Source organism: Brevibacillus nigriterrae, assembly GCF_049846925.1.
Lineage (GTDB): Bacteria > Bacillota > Bacilli > Brevibacillales > Brevibacillaceae > Brevibacillus_H.
In genome coordinates, this window is the sequence record NZ_JBNCMT010000001.1 from 25,254 (window position 1) to 42,705 (window position 17,452).

Annotated in this window: 14 protein-coding genes; 1 reads left to right on the forward strand and 13 read right to left on the reverse strand. The window is 44.3% G+C overall.

Features of this window, described 5'->3' with window-relative positions:
- Positions 1-32: 32 nt before the first annotated feature.
- The 6 genes from ACPW7N_RS00135 to ACPW7N_RS00160 all read right to left on the reverse strand — a co-directional run bounded on the left by ACPW7N_RS00135 (position 33) and on the right by ACPW7N_RS00160 (position 10,158).
- Complete coding sequence (locus ACPW7N_RS00135) at positions 33-2,306, reverse strand: S8 family serine peptidase (RefSeq protein ID WP_425648955.1); 2,274 nt, start codon at positions 2,304-2,306, stop codon at positions 33-35.
- Between the two features lie 205 nt (positions 2,307-2,511).
- Entirely contained in the window at positions 2,512-4,785 is a 2,274-nt protein-coding gene (locus tag ACPW7N_RS00140) for a S8 family serine peptidase (protein WP_425648956.1), read from the reverse strand.
- A gap of 192 nt (positions 4,786-4,977) precedes the next feature.
- Complete coding sequence (locus tag ACPW7N_RS00145) at positions 4,978-5,181, reverse strand: hypothetical protein (RefSeq protein WP_425648957.1); 204 nt, start codon at positions 5,179-5,181, stop codon at positions 4,978-4,980.
- 126 nt (positions 5,182-5,307) lie between these two features.
- Complete coding sequence (locus tag ACPW7N_RS00150; RefSeq protein ID WP_425648958.1) at positions 5,308-5,634, reverse strand: hypothetical protein; 327 nt, start codon at positions 5,632-5,634, stop codon at positions 5,308-5,310.
- Position 5,635: 1 nt separating this feature from the next.
- Complete coding sequence (parC, locus tag ACPW7N_RS00155) at positions 5,636-8,197, reverse strand: DNA topoisomerase IV subunit A (RefSeq protein WP_425648960.1); 2,562 nt, start codon at positions 8,195-8,197, stop codon at positions 5,636-5,638.
- 2 nt (positions 8,198-8,199) lie between these two features.
- Positions 8,200-10,158 carry a DNA gyrase/topoisomerase IV subunit B gene (locus tag ACPW7N_RS00160; protein WP_425648961.1) on the reverse strand — a complete coding sequence of 653 codons (1,959 nt, stop codon included), beginning with the start codon at positions 10,156-10,158 and terminating at the stop codon, positions 8,200-8,202.
- A gap of 302 nt (positions 10,159-10,460) precedes the next feature.
- On the opposite strand from ACPW7N_RS00160, the gene ACPW7N_RS00165 reads away from it, so the two are divergent.
- Positions 10,461-10,835, forward strand: a complete 375-nt coding sequence (locus tag ACPW7N_RS00165) for a YflT domain-containing protein (protein WP_425648962.1) — start codon at positions 10,461-10,463, stop codon at positions 10,833-10,835.
- A gap of 91 nt (positions 10,836-10,926) precedes the next feature.
- Here the strand turns inward: ACPW7N_RS00165 and ACPW7N_RS00170 are convergent, their stop codons facing one another.
- The 7 genes from ACPW7N_RS00170 to ACPW7N_RS00200 all read right to left on the reverse strand — a co-directional run bounded on the left by ACPW7N_RS00170 (position 10,927) and on the right by ACPW7N_RS00200 (position 17,308).
- Positions 10,927-11,256: a DUF1292 domain-containing protein gene (locus ACPW7N_RS00170; protein ID WP_425648963.1), complete on the reverse strand. Its 330-nt coding sequence runs from the start codon at positions 11,254-11,256 to the stop codon at positions 10,927-10,929.
- 139 nt (positions 11,257-11,395) lie between these two features.
- Entirely contained in the window at positions 11,396-11,575 is a 180-nt protein-coding gene (locus ACPW7N_RS00175; RefSeq protein WP_425648964.1) for a hypothetical protein, read from the reverse strand.
- Between the two features lie 67 nt (positions 11,576-11,642).
- The gene (locus tag ACPW7N_RS00180; protein ID WP_425648965.1) at positions 11,643-12,473 is read right to left on the reverse strand and encodes an ABC transporter permease; all 831 of its coding nucleotides are present in this window, start codon (positions 12,471-12,473) and stop codon (positions 11,643-11,645) included.
- Complete coding sequence (locus ACPW7N_RS00185; protein WP_425648966.1) at positions 12,473-13,399, reverse strand: ABC transporter ATP-binding protein; 927 nt, start codon at positions 13,397-13,399, stop codon at positions 12,473-12,475. The genes ACPW7N_RS00180 and ACPW7N_RS00185 overlap by 1 nt, the downstream gene beginning before the upstream one ends.
- 1 nt (position 13,400) lies before the next feature.
- Positions 13,401-15,662 carry a hypothetical protein gene (locus ACPW7N_RS00190; RefSeq protein ID WP_425648967.1) on the reverse strand — a complete coding sequence of 754 codons (2,262 nt, stop codon included), beginning with the start codon at positions 15,660-15,662 and terminating at the stop codon, positions 13,401-13,403.
- Positions 15,663-15,675: 13 nt separating this feature from the next.
- Positions 15,676-16,740, reverse strand: a complete 1,065-nt coding sequence (locus ACPW7N_RS00195; RefSeq protein WP_425648968.1) for a TolB family protein — start codon at positions 16,738-16,740, stop codon at positions 15,676-15,678.
- Complete coding sequence (locus tag ACPW7N_RS00200) at positions 16,727-17,308, reverse strand: RNA polymerase sigma factor (RefSeq protein ID WP_425649262.1); 582 nt, start codon at positions 17,306-17,308, stop codon at positions 16,727-16,729. The genes ACPW7N_RS00195 and ACPW7N_RS00200 overlap by 14 nt, the downstream gene beginning before the upstream one ends.
- Positions 17,309-17,452: the final 144 nt, after the last annotated feature.

A 17,452-nucleotide genomic window follows, 5' to 3' on the forward strand; every position in this document is an offset into this window, starting at 1 on the left:
AAGCTTTTCCTAATCATTCAAGAGATTCTTTCTTATTTTCCGGGATAACTCACTTTTAACGTGAATTTGCCTGTACCCTTTTCTGCATGGACTCTAACTTTGTACGTTCCTGTCGTCGTTGCATCAAATTCAAATGTTTCTGGCTTATCTTTGGTAGCTGATTTTGCTACGTCCTTACCCTTACTGTTCTTAAGGAAGAGATTCAGGTCAGCATCGCCCTCCCATTCGAGGGTAGCAGTAACCTTGCCTTTTTTCTTCACAGAGATGGAGTATTCAACGTAAGGCTTTTGGCTTGTACTTTTTACTGTGCCAGTCTTCGTGATCTCCGTCAGCTCCGGTGTGGTACCTGCTCCTGCAATCTTGCCATTGCTTGAGAGCGCGTATGGCTGCGGGCCGTACACTACATTCTTACCAGTTACTTTTACCGTCCATTTGCCTTTTTCACTTTTTGCATAGACCTGTTCCACGTTATTCAAGTTGTCCACTTCATCGCCAGGCTTTTCATCAAAATCGTTTCCGTTGTACACTTTGCCGCTTGGAGATGTGACGACGAGATTCAAGTCGTTGACCAGTGTCCGTTGTGCAATCATCGATGCCGGATAGTCCGTCCAGGCAATCGTTGCAGAAAATGGCTTCGAAGTATCGGTGACTTCCACTGAGTAACTGGCATTGCCTCCCGTTTGTAACCCTTTTGTCTCATCTACAAAAGTTGTTTGGATAGAGGCCAGCAAGTTTGCACGGCCGTAGCCTTGGTCTTTTAACGGTAATTTCAAATCATCTGCTCCGGTCAAGAGCATGGATTTAAGCAAAGCACCACTCGGGTTTTTTACACCCTTTTCTTGCAAGAACTGTCTTACCTGTGCAGTTCCCCCGGCAAGGACTGGTGTTGCCATGCTCGTACCACCCATAAAGGCGTAGTAGTCATCGAAGAGTCCCCAGAAACTATCGTCCGGTGCAAAAGCAGAACGGGTTGATAAAATCATGGTTCCAGGGGCTACGATATCCGGCTTGAGTCGGCCATCTTCGGTTGGCCCTCGGCTGCTGAATATGGCAACCTCATTAGGGTCATCTGAAATCGTAAACTCCGGTCGGTAACTTTCCGAAGCGCCCACTGCGATTACATTCTTGGCTGTAGCAGGACTGCCTACGGTGTAATCTCCTTCTTCACCGGAGTTGCCCGCAGCAATTAAAGCAACCATATCTTTATTTTCCCACAAGAACGCATCTGCTTGATAAGAAAGATCACCGTATTGCCCGAAGTCGTCTACACCCCATGAGTCTGAATGAATACGTGCCCCTAGCTCGTAAGCTTCACTCCACATTTCATTCAGATCACCCATCAGGTTCTGTTCTTCATCGTCCATGGAGTGGAAAACCAGTTTCGCCTCTGGTGCCAATCCTTTAATCTCACCATTTGCTGAGGCAGCTCCGGTACCAACAATGGAGCCTGCAACATGTGTTCCATGTCCGCCTTGATCACTCGCATCTCCGGAATCGGCGCGACCCACAGCAATAATCTCCTTGATTCTGCCCACAAAATCGGGGTGGATATCGTTCGGATCTCCTGTATCAAGCCCAGAATCAGCAACACCAACGATTTGGTTTTTGCCGGTATATCCTGTACTCGTCAATTTATCAGATTTGATAATTTGCGCTGCCACATCATTTCGTAATTTCTTTTCGTAGACAGGTAATATGGCAATCACATCATCTGACGCTAACAGCTTCTCAATTTCATTTCCGGAAGCAGAAAGGGTTGCAATATGTTTGGATGGGGTGCTTTTGACATCGTCAATTTTGGAAGATAGTTTCTTCGCATTTCGAGCGACATCTTCCTTTTTATCGAATCCCACGACAACAACCTTCTGCTGTTTCTTGCTGTCCAAATCTTTTGCCAGTTCGGGTGCCAGCTTATAAGCTGCCTGGAAAGGGGAAACACGCTTTACGAATGAAAGCTCGGCAATTTGCTTCCTGTCTTTTTTGTCAGCGACTTTCGCCACGAACGCATAATCAGGGATATAATCACCTAACTCTGCTCCCGCATCCTCTAATTGTTCCTTCCACTCTTCTTGTATCGGGCCATCCAATTGGATAATTACCAGTTTTGAGGAAGTTTCTAACTGAGAGAGCTTTTTTACCAAAGTTGCAGAACGTAAGGATAAGCCCTCTTTTGACTCAATTTTCAGATCACTGTCATCACGTGAGATTGTTTGCTCTTTTGCCAAAACTGGCAAGCTGCTGAATACAAGTGAGAGTGAAAAGATTGTAAGCATTGCCGATTTTACGACTTTTTTCAAGTGTAGCACCCCTTCGAACACCTAGTAAAATAAGACTATTCCATTATATACCGCCTTTTCCAGAAGTAAAGAGAGAAGGTACCCCTTTTTATGCAAAGAAAAATGCGCCCCCTATTGTATTCATCGGAAAACACAAGGTTTTTTTCCAATGATTATTGAAAGGGGGCGCTTCATATGGTTTATAGAATTTTGGTAACGTTCCTGTTATTTCAAATTATTTTTTCGGATAGCTTACCTTCAAAGTAAATTTGCCAGTACCTTTTTGTGCATAGACACGAACCTTGTATGTCCCTGTCGTCGTCGCATCGAATTCAATGGTTTCCGGATTATCCTTGGTAGCTGATTTTGCTACTTCTTTCCCCTTACTGTTTTTAAGGAAGAGATTCAGGTCAGCATCGCCTTCCCAATCAAGGGTTGCGGTGATCTTCCCTTTTTTCTTGACGGAAATGGAATATTCTTGGTAACGTTTTTTGCCTGCACCCGTCGTTGTCGTTACTGTTCCCGTTTTGGTTATCTCGGTCATATCTGGGGTTGTTCCCGTATTTTCAAGCTTTCCATTTGTTGAGAGTGCGTATGGTTGAGGTCCATGCACAATGTTTTTTCCAATTATTTGGACTGTCCACTTGCCTTTTTCACTTTCAGGATAAACCTGTTCTACGTTGTTCAGGTTGTCAAATTCATCACTCGTGTCTTCATCATAATCATTACCGTGATATACTTTACCGCTTGGAGAAGTGACTATCATATTGATATCATTGACTAACGTGCGCTCTGCAACCAGCGAGGCAGGATAATCCGTCCAGGCAACGGTCGCAGCAAACGGCTTCGAGGTATCCGTTACATCCACTGTATATGTTGCCGTATTCCCTGTTTGTAAGCCTTTTGTCTCATCTACAAAAGTAGTTTCAATCGTTGCTTGCAGGTTTGCTCGACCAAAGCCTTGTTCTTCCATGTAGCCTGTCGTTAGATCAGCAGCAGTTAACAGCATGGATTTCAGTAAGGCTCCACTCGGGTTGGATACTCCTTTTTCCTGCAAAAATTGTCTTACCTGTGCCACACCACCCGCAAGGACTGGCGTGGCCATACTGGTTCCGCCCATGAATGCGTAATCGTCATTAAAAAGTTCCCAAAAATTTCCGTCTGGCGCCAAGGACGAGCGGGTGGACAAAATATAAGTGCCCGGCGCTACAATATCAGGTTTGATCCTTCCATCTACAGTGGGCCCACGACTGCTGAAAGAAGCAATTTCATCGATATTATCAGCGTTCCAATAATTCGGCCGATAGTTTTCAGAGGCACCTACTGTAATGACATTCTTGGCTGTACCCGGACTGCCAATCGTTTTATACCCGTTATCTCCTTCATTACCAGCAGCGAACAGAACGGTCATATCTTTATGTTCCCATAAGAATTCATCGGTATATGCAGCACTCTCAGTATATTCTCCCTCAACGGGTGCTCCCCATGAATCGGAGTGGATTCGGGCTCCATCTTTATAAGCATCATTTAATATCGTTTCAAGGTCGGTATTTAGTTTACCGTCTTCTGTCAAAAATGAGTGGAAAACTAACTTGGCATCAGGAGCCATTCCTTTGTAATCACCACCTGAGGCTTTGCCTGATCCTAAAATAGAACCCGCCACATGAGTACCGTGACCATGTGGATCGCTTGGATCTCCAGGGCGACCGATTCCATATAATTTTTTAATTCTGCCTGTAAAATCTTGATGAATATTACTTGTATCGCCCGTATCAAGACCGGAATCGGCAACACCAACGATTTGATTTTTACCTGTATACCCGATACCCTCTAGTTTGTCAGAATGAATGATTTTTGCTGCCACATCGTTGAAAAGCTTATTTTCATATACAGGTACTACAGCGATCACATCATCTGATTCCAACAGCTTCTCTATTTCTTTCCCTGAAGCGGAGAGCGTGGCGATATGCTTGGAAGCTGATCGCTCAACATCGTCAATTTTGGAAGAAATTTTCTTGACGGTTTTGGCAACATCGTCTTGTTTATTGAACCCAACCACGGTGATTTTTTGCTGTTTCTTGCTGTCCAAATCGTTTGCCAGTTCTGGGGCTATTTTATAGGCCGCATGGAATGGAGAGATCCGTTTGACAAATGGCAAATCAGTGATCTGTTTTCGGTCTTTTTTATCTGCGACTTTTGCAATAAAAGCATAATCCGGGATGTAGTCACCCAACTCTGCTCCTGCTTCCTCCAATTGTTCTTTCCACTCCTCCTGAATGGGCCCCTCTAATTGAACGATCACCAGTTTCGAGGAAGACTCCAAGTGAGAAAGTTTTTTTACTAATGATGATGAACGTAAGGATAATCCCTCTTTTGCTTCAATATTTACTTCCCTTTTACCATTTGAATTACTATGCTCTTTTGCCAAAGCTGGTAAACTGCTGAATACTAGTGACAATGAGAAGATTGTCAGCATTGCCGATTTTGCAACTTTTTTCAATGATAGCACCCCTTTGATTTCCTTGTATTGCAAGAATATCCGAAAACAAATGCCATTTTCTGTAATCAAAACTACATTTTGTTTTTCTTTATTTTTGCAAGTGACAGCTCTACATGGTATGAAAAAAGTCGAATCGATTTTCATAAAACAAAATAAAAAAACTGTTAGGATATCCTAACAGTTTTTCGTTTGAGTGCTGTCTTATAATTTGATGTGCCCTAAATCAACTTCTGCCTGAAATTGGGCAACGGCAGATTCAAGAGCATCCGTTTCTTGCTCTCCTGCTACCTTTAACATCGTAATGAGTTTATCACCACTTCGAACCTGGACGTTGTACTGCGCATCTCCATCGTAGGTTGTGGCAAAATTGAGCTCACGCCCACGAACATGAAAATTACGTTCCATCACGTTCACCTCCGAGTATAGTTTTTCCCAATTGAAAAATTTAACCCGCGAGAAACTAAACTCTTCGACAAACGATGATGTATCACACGCCAAAAATAGCGAAATTTGCGCTTGCCTAGGAAATAACTAAATCGCAGAAAATAATGATAGGTCCGTTTCTTGTTTCAATTCTTCTGAGGAAGGCAACGTTACGATAACGGTTCCTTTCTTTTGTGCCTCATCCGTCCATTCGAAGCGGAAGGAATAGGGGCGTTTGTCTGTTGGACTCTCTTCATTTCCATGTCCCAACATAACACGCAAAGTATCAGACAAGAGAGGAACTGCAACCGCTCCACTCTCACTTGGTAACGAAATCAATTTCGGCGCTTCCTCAAAATAACTGACAGTATCAAGCAAAAGTGAGAGCTGTAAAAAGTTCAGATCCGTCGCAAATGGCTCAAATGGCTTTGACATCTTAGGACTCCTTCTTATCAATTCCGTCGTCAAACAGACTGACCTGCTCAACTGGTGCTTCATCCAAAGGGGAAACAGGTAAAGCTCCCTCCGGCTTTTCTGCTGTTTGTTTCTGTGCCTCATCCGTTGGCAATGCTGCCTCAAACAGAATGTCAACAACTTTGCCTTCTATTACTACTCGACCAATCCCACCCTGCTCATTTACCGAGACCTTGTCAACGTCTACTAGGTGAAGTTCACTAGACTCGTTTTGGACATACAGCTTGATACGGTTTGACTCTTCCAGGTAGGAAGCGATGATGACATGCGGTGTTGTTTTTCGCTTGCGAATCATCTGCACACCTTTCCCTGCACGTCCTTGAACAGGGATGTCTTTCAGGTTGGTTCGCTTGATAATTCCCTCTTTCGTAAAGATCGAAATGACTCGTTCATCTTCAGCCAACCCGACAACTCCTGCGATGACATGATCGGTTTTTGACAACTGAATCGCTTTTACACCAGAAGAAGCTCGACCTGTTGCAGAGACTTCCTGAAGTGCAAAGCGAATGCCCATTCCTTCCTGCGTCGCAACCGTAATCGTTCCCTGATCACCTGCGAGGAAGCACGTTACGAACTCATCGTCGTCTGTCTTGCGCTTGGCAGCAAGGATTGCTCCTGAGCGGTTCGTCTCGTATTCGGAGAGAACTGTCTTTTTAATCAAACCGGAAGACGTCAAATGATAAACAAATAGCGGCTGCTTAAAGTTCTCGACGATCGCAAAGCCTACGATTCGCTGTTGCTTTTCCAGTGGGATGACGTTAACCAGTGCGGTTCCAATATCCTTCCACTTCGCATCAGGAATGTCATTTACCAGCATAGCAAAGTATTTACCGTCCTGTGTGAAGAACAGAGCCGTATGGGACGTGTTGGTTTCGATGAAAGACTTCACTTTGTCCCGCTCTTTTACTCCGCACGTTTCAATCGTTCCTCCCATTGATTTAAAGGAACGAGGACTCGTCCGCTTAATATATCCGCCATTGGTTAGCGTCACAATGCAATCTTCCGCATTGATTTGCATCGCAATGTCGATCTTGATATCCTCGATTTCCCCTTGAATTTCGGAACGGCGAGGTTCTGCGTACTTCTCTTTGATCTCAGTCAATTCCTTTTGGATGACTTGGATCAGTTTTTTCTCACTGCCAAGAATTGATTGCAGTTCCTTGATTTCCTTTGCTAATGCAGCCAACTCTTTTTCCAGCTTTACAATGTCGATTCGAGTCAGTGAAGCAAGCTGGATATTCAGGATTGCATCGGCCTGGATGTCTGTAAAACCGTATTTCTCCATGATGTTGCGCTTGGCGTCGGCACGATCTTCAGAAGCCATAATTGTGTCTACGATTTCTCGTAAGATCGACTTGGCACGAATCAAACCTTCGACGATGTGCTCTCGGTTTTGCTTTTTGTTCAGATCAAATTGAGAGCGTCTGGTGACTACTTCTTTTTGATGCGTAATATAGGCAGCCAACAAATCTTTGAGGCCCATCTGCTTGATTGTGCCTTCATGGATGGCATTCATATTGTAGTTGTAGTAAATCTGTAAATCCGTGTTCTTATACAGATATTGAATAATAGGCGCAGCATCGGCTTCTTTTTTGATGTCGATGACAATGCGAACCTTTTTCTGTTCGGCTTCCTTGCGTCCTGTCTCATCACGAACAGTGAGGGCCCCTTCAATCTTGCGTTCCATGACCAGTTCGTCAATCTGGGCAACAAGACGAGATTTAACCACATCGTAAGGAATTTCGGAAATAACGATTTTTTTCACTTTGCTTCCTTTTGGTTCCTCTACCTCTGTACGTCCACGGATAATAAACTGCCCTCGTCCTGTCTCGAACGCCTTGCGGATGCCTGAAGTGCCCTGCACGATTCCACCTGTTGGGAAATCTGGCCCTTTGACATGCTGCAACAGCTCATCCAGTGTAATTTCGGGATGATTCATTTGCGCAATGGTTGCGTCGATAACTTCACTCAGGTTATGTGTCGGGATGTCTGTCGCAAAACCTACCGCAATCCCGGACGCTCCGTTTACGAGTAGATTAGGGAATCTTGCCGGAAGCACGGCAGGCTGTTCAGTGGAGTTGTCATAGTTCGGGATGAACGTGACTGTATCTTTTTCAATATCACGAAGCATCTCATTGGCAAGCGCTGACAGACGTGATTCGGTATAACGCATCGCTGCTGGCGGATCGGCATCCAGACTACCAAAGTTCCCGTGACCTTGAATCAATACCTGACGCATTTTCCACCATTGAGCCATACGCACCATCGTTTCGTAAATCGCAGCGTCTCCATGTGGATGGTACGTACCCATTACGTAACCGACTGTTTTTGCAGATTTACGATATGGTTTGTCATTGGTGTTGCCTTCCTGATACATTGCATACAAAATTCGGCGCTGTACCGGCTTCAATCCATCACGAGCATCAGGAATCGCTCGGGAAAGAATAACCAGGTTGGCATAGTCACCGAATCGTTTTCCCATGATCTCGGTAAAGCTTTGTTCAATGATTCGATTGGATAACATCCTTATTCATCCTCTCCCACTTCGAAGGTGACATGGCTTTCAATCCATTCACGGCGAGGTGGAACTTTATCACCCATGAGAACCGTTACGAGCTTCTCACTATGAGCCAAATCTTCTAATGATACCTGAATCAATTTGCGTGTTTCAGGGTTCATCGTCGTATCCCAGAGCTGGTCAGGATTCATTTCACCTAATCCTTTATAGCGCTGGATCGTAACACCACGGCCAAGCTTCTTCAGTGCACGCTCCAGCTCATAGTCATCCCAGCAGTAGATCGCTTCCGGTTTCTTCCCTTCTTTTAATGCCTGATACAAAGGTGGTTGAGCAATGTACAATTTCCCTGCTGCAATTAACGGTTGCATGTAGCGGAAGAAGAAGGTGAGCAGCAATGCCTGAATATGCGATCCATCGACGTCGGCATCGGACATGATAATGATTTTATCGAAAGCACAGTTTTCCAAGGAGAAATCTTCGCCTATATCGGTCTCAATCACTTCGAGAATCGTGCGGAACTCCTCATTAGCCAGAATCTCGGAAAGCTTGGCTTTCTCCGTATTTAACGGCTTGCCTCGCAGACCGAAAATCGCCTGAAACTCTGAGTTACGAGCTTGCTTGGCCGAACCGCCTGCAGAGTCACCCTCCACGAGGAACAATTCATTGCGCTTCGAGTCCTTATATTGCGGTGGAGTGAACTTCTCCGAAATTGATTTGCGCTTTTTATTGTTTTTGCCCTTTTTGTCGCCACGTAATGCTTCCCGTTGTTTGCGGAGCTCTTCTCTGATCTCTGCAGAACGGATTGCTTTTTCGACGATCAGCTTCCCGATCTCTGGATTTTCCTCCAGGTAGAAACCGAGCTTCTCGGAGACAATTTGTTCGACAATGGTACGTGCTTCTTCATTACCCAACTTGTCTTTTGTTTGGGATTCAAATTGGACATCTGACATTTGTAGAGAAAGCACACCCAAAAATCCTTCCCTGAGATCATTCCCGGAAAGATTGGCATCCTTTTCCTTCAAATACCCCTTGCGACGGGCATACTCATTAAATATACGAGTAGTACCGTTGCGGAATCCGGTTACATGAGTCCCCCCATCATTGGTTGGCACCGAGTTTACATAGGAGACCAGTGTCTCACTGTACCCGTCATTGTATTGGAAAGCCAATTCTACATATACGTTGTCCTTTTCACCTTCGAAGTAAACGACAGGATGGAGCGTGTGTTTGCCCTCGTTCAGGTAATCGATATACGATTTCAACCCATCTTCGAAGTAAAACTCGTCTCGACGAGTCTGTGCTGCCCGCTTATCGATTAACACCATTCGCAAGCCTTTTAACAAGAAGGCGGTTTCCCGGAAACGATCACGAATCAACTCGTAATCAAAGCGATTGGTTGTAAACACTTCTTCATCCGGTAGAAAGGTAACGGTTGTCCCTTTTCGTTTGGTCTCCCCGATGATTTCAAGAGACGTCACTGGTTTACCCACATGCTCGATTCCTTGCTCATCGACGACATACTCAAAACGTTGTTTGTGAATCTTGCCGTCACGGTGGATTTCAACCTCTAACCACTTGGATAAGGCAACAACTACACTGGAACCAACGCCATGCAGTCCACCGCTTTTCTTGTATCCGCCACCGCCAAACTTTCCACCAGCATGCAGCGTCGTAAAAATCACTTCTGGCACAGGTCGCCCCGTCTTGTGCATCCCTGTTGGAATGCCTCGACCGAAGTCCTCTATTCTCACGCTCCCGTCTTCAAAGAGCGTCACAACAATTTTATCGTTGAATCCAGCCAAGGTTTCATCCTTGGCGTTATCGACAATTTCCCATAAGAGATGATGTAATCCTCTGGAACCCGTAGAGCCAATGTACATACCCGGGCGTTTGCGAACCGCAATTAATCCTTCCAGGACTTGAATATCATCTTCTGTATATGACAGTGCTGTATTTGTTTCAGTCATTCGCTTCTCCCCTCAACAAATAAATAAGACCCCGATACGAACAAGTAATCGCTATTTTATACCATAACATTTACACAAAAGAAAAAACAATACGCCTTCGCATAAAAATTGCCATCCTGCGTAGGCAAGATGGCTGTGATCACACGTTCCCATCAATCTCCAATAAACCTTCTTTCATTTTATGTTGTTTGGACAACGTTTTCAAGACGAGAAAGAATTCACTGGATTGCAGGGTAATGAAATGGGATTCAGGTAACACTAAAACATGACATTCATTCCGATTGCGAAAGGGAGGACGAAGGATGATTAGTGCAACGAAACCGTTTGTGAAATTTCATAAATACGATCAGGAACTCGTGTCCGATATACAAGCTCTCAATTCATCCGGGTATGCCAAAGACGACATCTATGTACTCAAGTGGAACCCTGATAAAAACCATTCCAATCAGCGGAACAACTTCTATAAGTACAGTACTCATTTCGAGAGTGCTGTAGGTGATATTGATTCAAAGGCACATTTTTTTGACAATGGCGGTGAAGAACTGCGCAGTAAATTAGAGCATTTAGGACTAACTAAAGATGAGGCTTCCGCCCTAGTTCGAGAATTGCAGGAAACCGATAAAACGATCATATTACTGGTTCGGGACCTCAAGGACAACATCATCCCGATGAGTTAAAAAACCCACCAGACACAAGCTATTGCTGGCATCTGGCGGGGCCCCAAACTTTTTATCAAATGAAAAAAGACAAGCACATTGCGCTTGTCTTTTATTTTTCATCATGATCGTGATCATGATCATGTGGAATTAATTCGATATCTTCAAGAATTTCATCTAATTTTGCAAAAGCCTTGGTTTCTTCCTCTTCTTCCAAAGGAACCAATTCTCCACCTTCAAGACCCAAAACGAAGATTTCGAGTTCTTCTCCGCCCTCTTCAAGCTCTTCTTCATCAAGTGGACGTGTCAAGGCAACATATTCTTTACCGTCAACATCATAGATGGCGATAACTTCAAAATCACCGATGGACTCACCGTTCTCATCATCTAAGCTAATCACGTCGCCTACTTCTAAATCTTTGTTCTCTAGTTCGTTCGACATTTATTTCACGTCCTTACCTTTTTATGGTTTACACTTCCATTACAGTATACAGATGCTACTTCGAAGAAACAACTTCTTTATCCAGCAAGCCGATAGGAAAGCGTCACATCCTGTGTAGAATGTGACGCACCCGTGAATTTTATTCTGTAATTTCCTCAATGATGCCTTTTTCCATGAGGAACGCCTCTTCTGCCTGAAGGATGGTGATAATCTCATCTCTTCCGACTTTCATTTGGGCTCTCGCCAGACGCTCTTCAATATACACAAGCAATTCCTCGAAATCTACAATTTGCACTTCCTGTTTGTTCTGATCGTCCATAAATGAAAACCCTCCTCCAGAATGTTGACCACTTTATTGTACACATAGTCCAATTCCTGGTACAACCCTAACGACGTTGAGGTCGGAGAAGATACGCACTCCACGCGACAATGATTACGCTCAATACGCTGTACACGATCATGAAAAATGCCCATTGCGGCATAAAAAAGCTGTTCAATGGCCCAATTGCTTCACCAAGCGTATCAAACATAACCAATACAGGATTTAATGCACCGAGGACCTGCATCGCTGGAATCGCCCATGCCTGATCGTTCTGATAAACCAACGGGTAGAGCTCGTGAAGCAAAAGCCCAATGAAAACGTAAAGCAATCCTGTACCAACAACAACGAAAAACGCTAATCCATAGGCAGTAATGGTACTGACACCCGTTCGTTTGATCCAGGTAGAGCAAAATAACCCAAGAGAACCAAAGAAAACGATGTTAACGGCGAAAAATCCAATCAAGGTAAGCAGTTGCGTCGGAGATATTCCTCCATACAAAAACACAAAGCTGTACAGTGGTAAGGAGGCGACCACCAGCAAAAAGATAAACGCAAGGGAAGTGAGTAATTTGCTTAAAACAATCCTGCGTGGAGATAGCTGTGTAGTAAGCAGAATATTTAGCGTCTGCCGCTCTCTCTCCCCGCTAATCGCCCCCGCCGACAATGCTGGCGCGATAAAACAGATCATCATATATTGGATGACCGCAATCAGGATGAACACTTCCCTATTTTCTCCGGGATAAAGAATCTGGTTCATCTGCGATACATACATAAAGCCCAAAAGGATCGCACCCATGACAAACAAGTAAAGGGCGAGTAGCCAGACTGTCTTCTTGTTGCGGAATCGCTCACGTAATTCTTTTACTAACAAGGGGTTGCTGAAAAAGGAGCCCATCAATTCCCCACTCCTTCCGTAATTGCCAGGAATACGTCTTCCAGATTCTCTTTGGATTCACCAAAATGAACCACAGCTACACCCGCTGTAATTAATTGCTGCAACAGCGCAGTTTTATCCATATCCGTTCCGGTAAAGTGGAATCGGAAATGGTTCTGTTTATGGTCCAATCTGCGGACAAAGGGAGAAGCAGCCATTAACTGTTGGGCGAGTTCTTCGTTGTTCAGCGTTTTGAGGATCATGACTGAAATTCCACGTGTACCGACGCTTACTTCATCAACCGATCCACAAGCAATCAGCTTTCCTTTTTCAATAACACCAATTTCATCACACAACTCTGCCAGCTCAGGCAAGATATGCGAACTGATCAAAATGGTTTTGCCCATAGCTCGAAGTTGTTTCAAAATTTCACGCATCTCAATACGTGCTCGTGGATCAAGTCCAGAAGCTGGTTCATCGAGGATAAGCACCTCAGGGCTGTGAACAAGGCAGCGGGCAAGACCCAGACGTTGCTTCATCCCCCGGGACAAGGAATCGACATACGCATCGGCTTTGTTGGACAAATTCACCAATTCCAGCAAATCGGCGATTAGTGATGTACGCTTCGATTGCGGGATGTTGTATGCGCCAGCATAGAAATTCAAATACTCCGTTGCTTTTAAATTATCGTACACCCCAAAAAAGTCAGGCATATATCCCAGTGATTGGCGGACTGCTTTTGGGTCTTTCATCACGTCGTAACCCGCCACAAATGCTTTCCCCGAAGAAGGCGCCAACAAGGTGGATAAAATCATCATGGTGGTAGATTTGCCCGCTCCATTCGGTCCGATAAATCCAAAAACCTTTCCTTTTTCGATTTTCAGGGACAAATCAGACAGAGCAAGCAGCTTGCCATAGGTTTTGGTCAAGTTTTCTGTTTGGATCATCTTATCTCTCCTCTCCTTCTACAGCGAAAAATGGCATCGGCATAGAGAGGCGCTGGTTTGTGGTATTTGACAATCGAATCTCAACAAATCCATCTTTATTGATATAATCGCTTACGTTCTTGTCCAGAATGATTCGTTTTTCTCGATTGACCTTCTCCCACGAATTGGTTTTTACATTGCGAATTTCTTTGTCAAACGGACGATAAGGTGCGTAGTCAAGCGGAATCTCAATCTTCGTAACTGCCAAATCCATTGGTGAAGCGTACAAACGGAAAGTCACACTGCCTTTGCCAACCTCCCATTGGAAAGCACCCATTCGGCTAGTCATCCCCTCTTCACGGATCGCCTCCACCTGCAACGTTCCAAATGGATAATGAACTCGGCCATTAGAGGATTTCGCCAGTTTCAATTGTTGATTAAAAACATTGTAGAAGAACTGATTATGCTCCTTACCCACCATACTGATGACAGGCAACGATTGTTCAGATACGCCAACGACCCTAGTAACAACACTCATTACCCCATTCTTTGTGATGGATGTTTTCAATTGGGCAATTTCCTCGTGCAGTTGTGGACCTGCCAAGACGTCCTGCTTATCTCGCAGTTCATCTTCAAGGTAGATTTCCTTCAACGTTTCCTTTACCTGCTTGGTTTCGCCCTTTTTGAACGATCCAAGATCAAATCGTTGCATTCCCAGATCAAGGTATACGTTTTGCATATCGAAAGCGGTATTATTCGTAATCGAACCCTTTACTTGATTTTGTTCCACGAACAGCTTGTTATCAAATGAGCCAATATCACTTCGATAGCTTGTAGCTACTGCTTGTTTTCCCGTCAGATAAGGCACTTGTGTATAGGTAAACAGATTCCCGTTTTGTTCATCATGTTGAAGTGTTATATTGTCAAATCGATCTTGACCTCTCAAGGCACCTAGTGGAATCGTGTGAACTCCATTCTCACTCTTCACCTGATAAGAACCACCTGAGACAGTCAGGAAGGTTGCGGCTGTGGCAAGTTTTGCTGTATGGTCATCCAGTATCGTAACCGATGTAACGTTGTAACTCGCATCCGATTTGGTGATCTGCAAACGACCGATCGTATATACGCCGGCTGACAAGACAATAGCCAGCAAAGGAATGACTCCCCATGCCCATTCTCTGCGGTCTTTTCTTTTCAATAAGAAATACAGGAGTGGTGCAACTACCAGAATATAAACGATCCAAATCACGGCCAACCATTCGACTGCCGGAGTGGAGACCCCTGGAATGAATCTGCTTAAGCTACGTAGCGAATAATCCATTGGATTGGTAATTCCGATTGATTCAGCGGGCTTGATTAACTTATGTGTATTCAAAACATGCTGCCACATTTGGCGATTGTACTGCCAAGAGGCAAGTGGTTCAGCATTCACATCATAATTGACAAACAAGATTCGCCCGCTTCCGATCTGTTTTGAAACAAACAAGGGAAGGTCAGTGTTATAGACATCAAGCGAAGTAATCGGAAGTCGTTCTTGCCCTGACAAATTGCGAAGTTCATCTAGTTGAGACTTGCTTCCACTACGTCCTGCAGAGATCGGCATGACGTCTTCAAATTGTTTGAGGATCTTATCTTTACCTGCCCCTGTTGAAAGCAGGAGAATTCCGCCTTGGTTTACCCATTCCTTGATCGCCTTGAATTGATGTTCATTCAATGCAGATTGATCGGCATTACCAAGCGCCAATAAATCAAGATTATGCAGGATCCAGGCATCCTCTGGCATCAAATTGGGTCTAACTGCTTTGATATTATATTCTTGCCAGCTTCCATTCACTTCGTTACGGATCGACAAAAAGTGGAATGCATTGGGATTGGTATCGACTACCGCACCGATTCGGTCCATAAACTGATTGTTATTCACTACTGCCTCAGTTTGAATGACTTTTTCACCCTGTTGCAGGTGAGCAAAAACATCACCGTTCATCAAGAAATCCGTGGGCATCTCAAAATTGACTTTCTTTGTTTCTCCTTTGCCCACCTGTACGAACTGCTTGAATTGATTGGCATGATCCCTCGGCGAAAAGTCTTTTTGCTCCAGTTGGACTGTTCCACTAAAATCCTGACCCTGGTTCGTTATTTTCACTTCAACCCTTGTCCACTCGCCTTGCTTCATCAACCCGCCCAATGGCAAGGTTACTTCCATATCAATATCTTCTGTAGCTGACGTTGGCAGGATCGAACAATAGATCAACGCAACCACCAAGATCAGTATCCTTCTCCACATGGTCTTCTCTCCTTTATTCATTACGTTCAGCGATATACAAGGTATTCTGCTGTTTTTCTGATGAGACAAGCACCAAGTGTTTGCCGTCGTTCGCCCATTTTGCCTGTTGAATCGTCATCCCATCTACAGGTATGTTTTGTTCAGATCTGGCAACAAGCGTTTCGGGATCGACTACTGCTTCTACCAGTTCTCCTTGGTTGGAAATATACGTGAATTGATTGTCGGATACCCATGATGGATATGTTCCCTGAACGATAAAGTGTCGTTGGTTCGTAAGCATATTCATTATTTGGATCTCGCCATCTTTTTCGTATGAAACCAGTTTTCCATCAGGTGACCAGCTTACATTGCGACCGTCTATCAGTTTCTCTGCTGCAAATGTATTGGTATTGGCGATCCAAGCTTCTTCCTTGCCGTCTTTCTTCCGGGTAAAGGAAATTTGCGTACGAACGGGGTTCCAGTCTAAACCTGAAAATTGAACGTCTTTTTCTTCCCACAACAGTCGACTGGCATACTGACTGCCCTTTTGATCGAAATCAACCAACCACAGTCTTGCTATTTCTCCGTTCTCTTCTACCAATGCAATCTGGTTGTCATTGGGTGACCACGCAGGAGCCAAGTACTTTCCCTTTGTCTGGGGTAAAGTGATTGCCCTTTTCCGCGTTTTCTCTTCAAGATCGTAGGTGTATAACATCGCATTGCCCGATACCACCCCTACTTGTTCTCCCTTTGGCGATAAAGCCACTTGTTCCATTTCACGGGCATTTTCAATTGTTAACTTCTGTGGTTTATGTAATGAAACGGAATCACTCATAAAAAATGGAAGTGCAATTAATACAGCCGCTATACCTGCGCCTAATGGAAGAAACCGACGCAACCATGACTGTTTCCTGGGACTTGACGAGGGCGTATTGTTCTGACCCATTTGTTTCATCTGTTCCAGCAAGCGTTGCTTCAGCTCGATTTTCAGTTGCTGATTGATGGGAACGGACTGGCGAATTAATTTCAGATGAGACAACAATTGGGCAACGGTGGTGTCTTCCAATTCTGGAGTTGTTAATTGGTCATCGTCTCTCATTCCCATTTCCCTCCTTGTAAAGTTTCTGTAGTTGTTGTAAGCCACGATGTGAAATCATCTTGATGCTTGATTCTGTTCGCCCCAGTACCTCAGCGACCTGTTGAATTTTCAGATCGCCAAAATAACGCAGGGTTAAGACATCCCTTTGATCAGTAGTCAATTGATCCAGCCTTTCTTTTAACAATCGAATTTCTTCATTTGTCAATGCTTGTTGCTCAGGCTGCCAGGTGTTGTCAATTTTTCCTTCCAGTAATTCTTCATGTTCAACGGGTGTCTCCCGGTTTTTTCGCAAAAAATCAATAAACGCATTGTGCGCAATCCGAAAGATCCAGGAAGCAAACGGACTTGTTCTACTGTATTGATCAAATTTCTCCAATGCCTTCAAAAATACAGTTGTTGTCAAATCATCGGCGTCCCAGGAATTATAGACACGACAGCGTAAATATCTGTTAACCCGATCAAAATATTCATCATAGAGCTCGGAAAAATCTCGCGCTTCATAATAGCTTGACGGGTTATCAGGCGTTGGAGAAAAATGATTTTCCTCCTGCTTCATTGGCATTCCCATCCCTCTTCCTCCAACCACAATTTACCCCACCTGGAATCAGTCATAATGAGCTTGATTCCGACCAATTTTGCTCGCGAGCGGTCTTTTTTCGATGGGTGGGGGCCCCTCTTTCTATCCCATTTGACGATCCGTTTCTGGAAAATG

Coding starts and splice junctions, on each gene's coding strand:
- ACPW7N_RS00185 (WP_425648966.1), bottom strand. CDS start 13,399: ATGATCCAAACAGAAAACTTGACCAAAACCTATGGCAAGCTGCTTGCT.
- ACPW7N_RS00180 (WP_425648965.1), bottom strand. CDS start 12,473: ATGGGCTCCTTTTTCAGCAACCCCTTGTTAGTAAAAGAATTACGTGAG.
- ACPW7N_RS00190 (WP_425648967.1), bottom strand. CDS start 15,662: ATGTGGAGAAGGATACTGATCTTGGTGGTTGCGTTGATCTATTGTTCG.
- ACPW7N_RS00195 (WP_425648968.1), bottom strand. CDS start 16,740: ATGAGAGACGATGACCAATTAACAACTCCAGAATTGGAAGACACCACC.
- ACPW7N_RS00160 (WP_425648961.1), bottom strand. CDS start 10,158: ATGACTGAAACAAATACAGCACTGTCATATACAGAAGATGATATTCAA.
- ACPW7N_RS00165 (WP_425648962.1), top strand. CDS start 10,461: ATGATTAGTGCAACGAAACCGTTTGTGAAATTTCATAAATACGATCAG.
- ACPW7N_RS00150 (WP_425648958.1), bottom strand. CDS start 5,634: ATGTCAAAGCCATTTGAGCCATTTGCGACGGATCTGAACTTTTTACAG.
- ACPW7N_RS00170 (WP_425648963.1), bottom strand. CDS start 11,256: ATGTCGAACGAACTAGAGAACAAAGATTTAGAAGTAGGCGACGTGATT.
- ACPW7N_RS00145 (WP_425648957.1), bottom strand. CDS start 5,181: ATGGAACGTAATTTTCATGTTCGTGGGCGTGAGCTCAATTTTGCCACA.
- parC (WP_425648960.1), bottom strand. CDS start 8,197: ATGTTATCCAATCGAATCATTGAACAAAGCTTTACCGAGATCATGGGA.
- ACPW7N_RS00175 (WP_425648964.1), bottom strand. CDS start 11,575: ATGGACGATCAGAACAAACAGGAAGTGCAAATTGTAGATTTCGAGGAA.
- ACPW7N_RS00200 (WP_425649262.1), bottom strand. CDS start 17,308: ATGGGAATGCCAATGAAGCAGGAGGAAAATCATTTTTCTCCAACGCCT.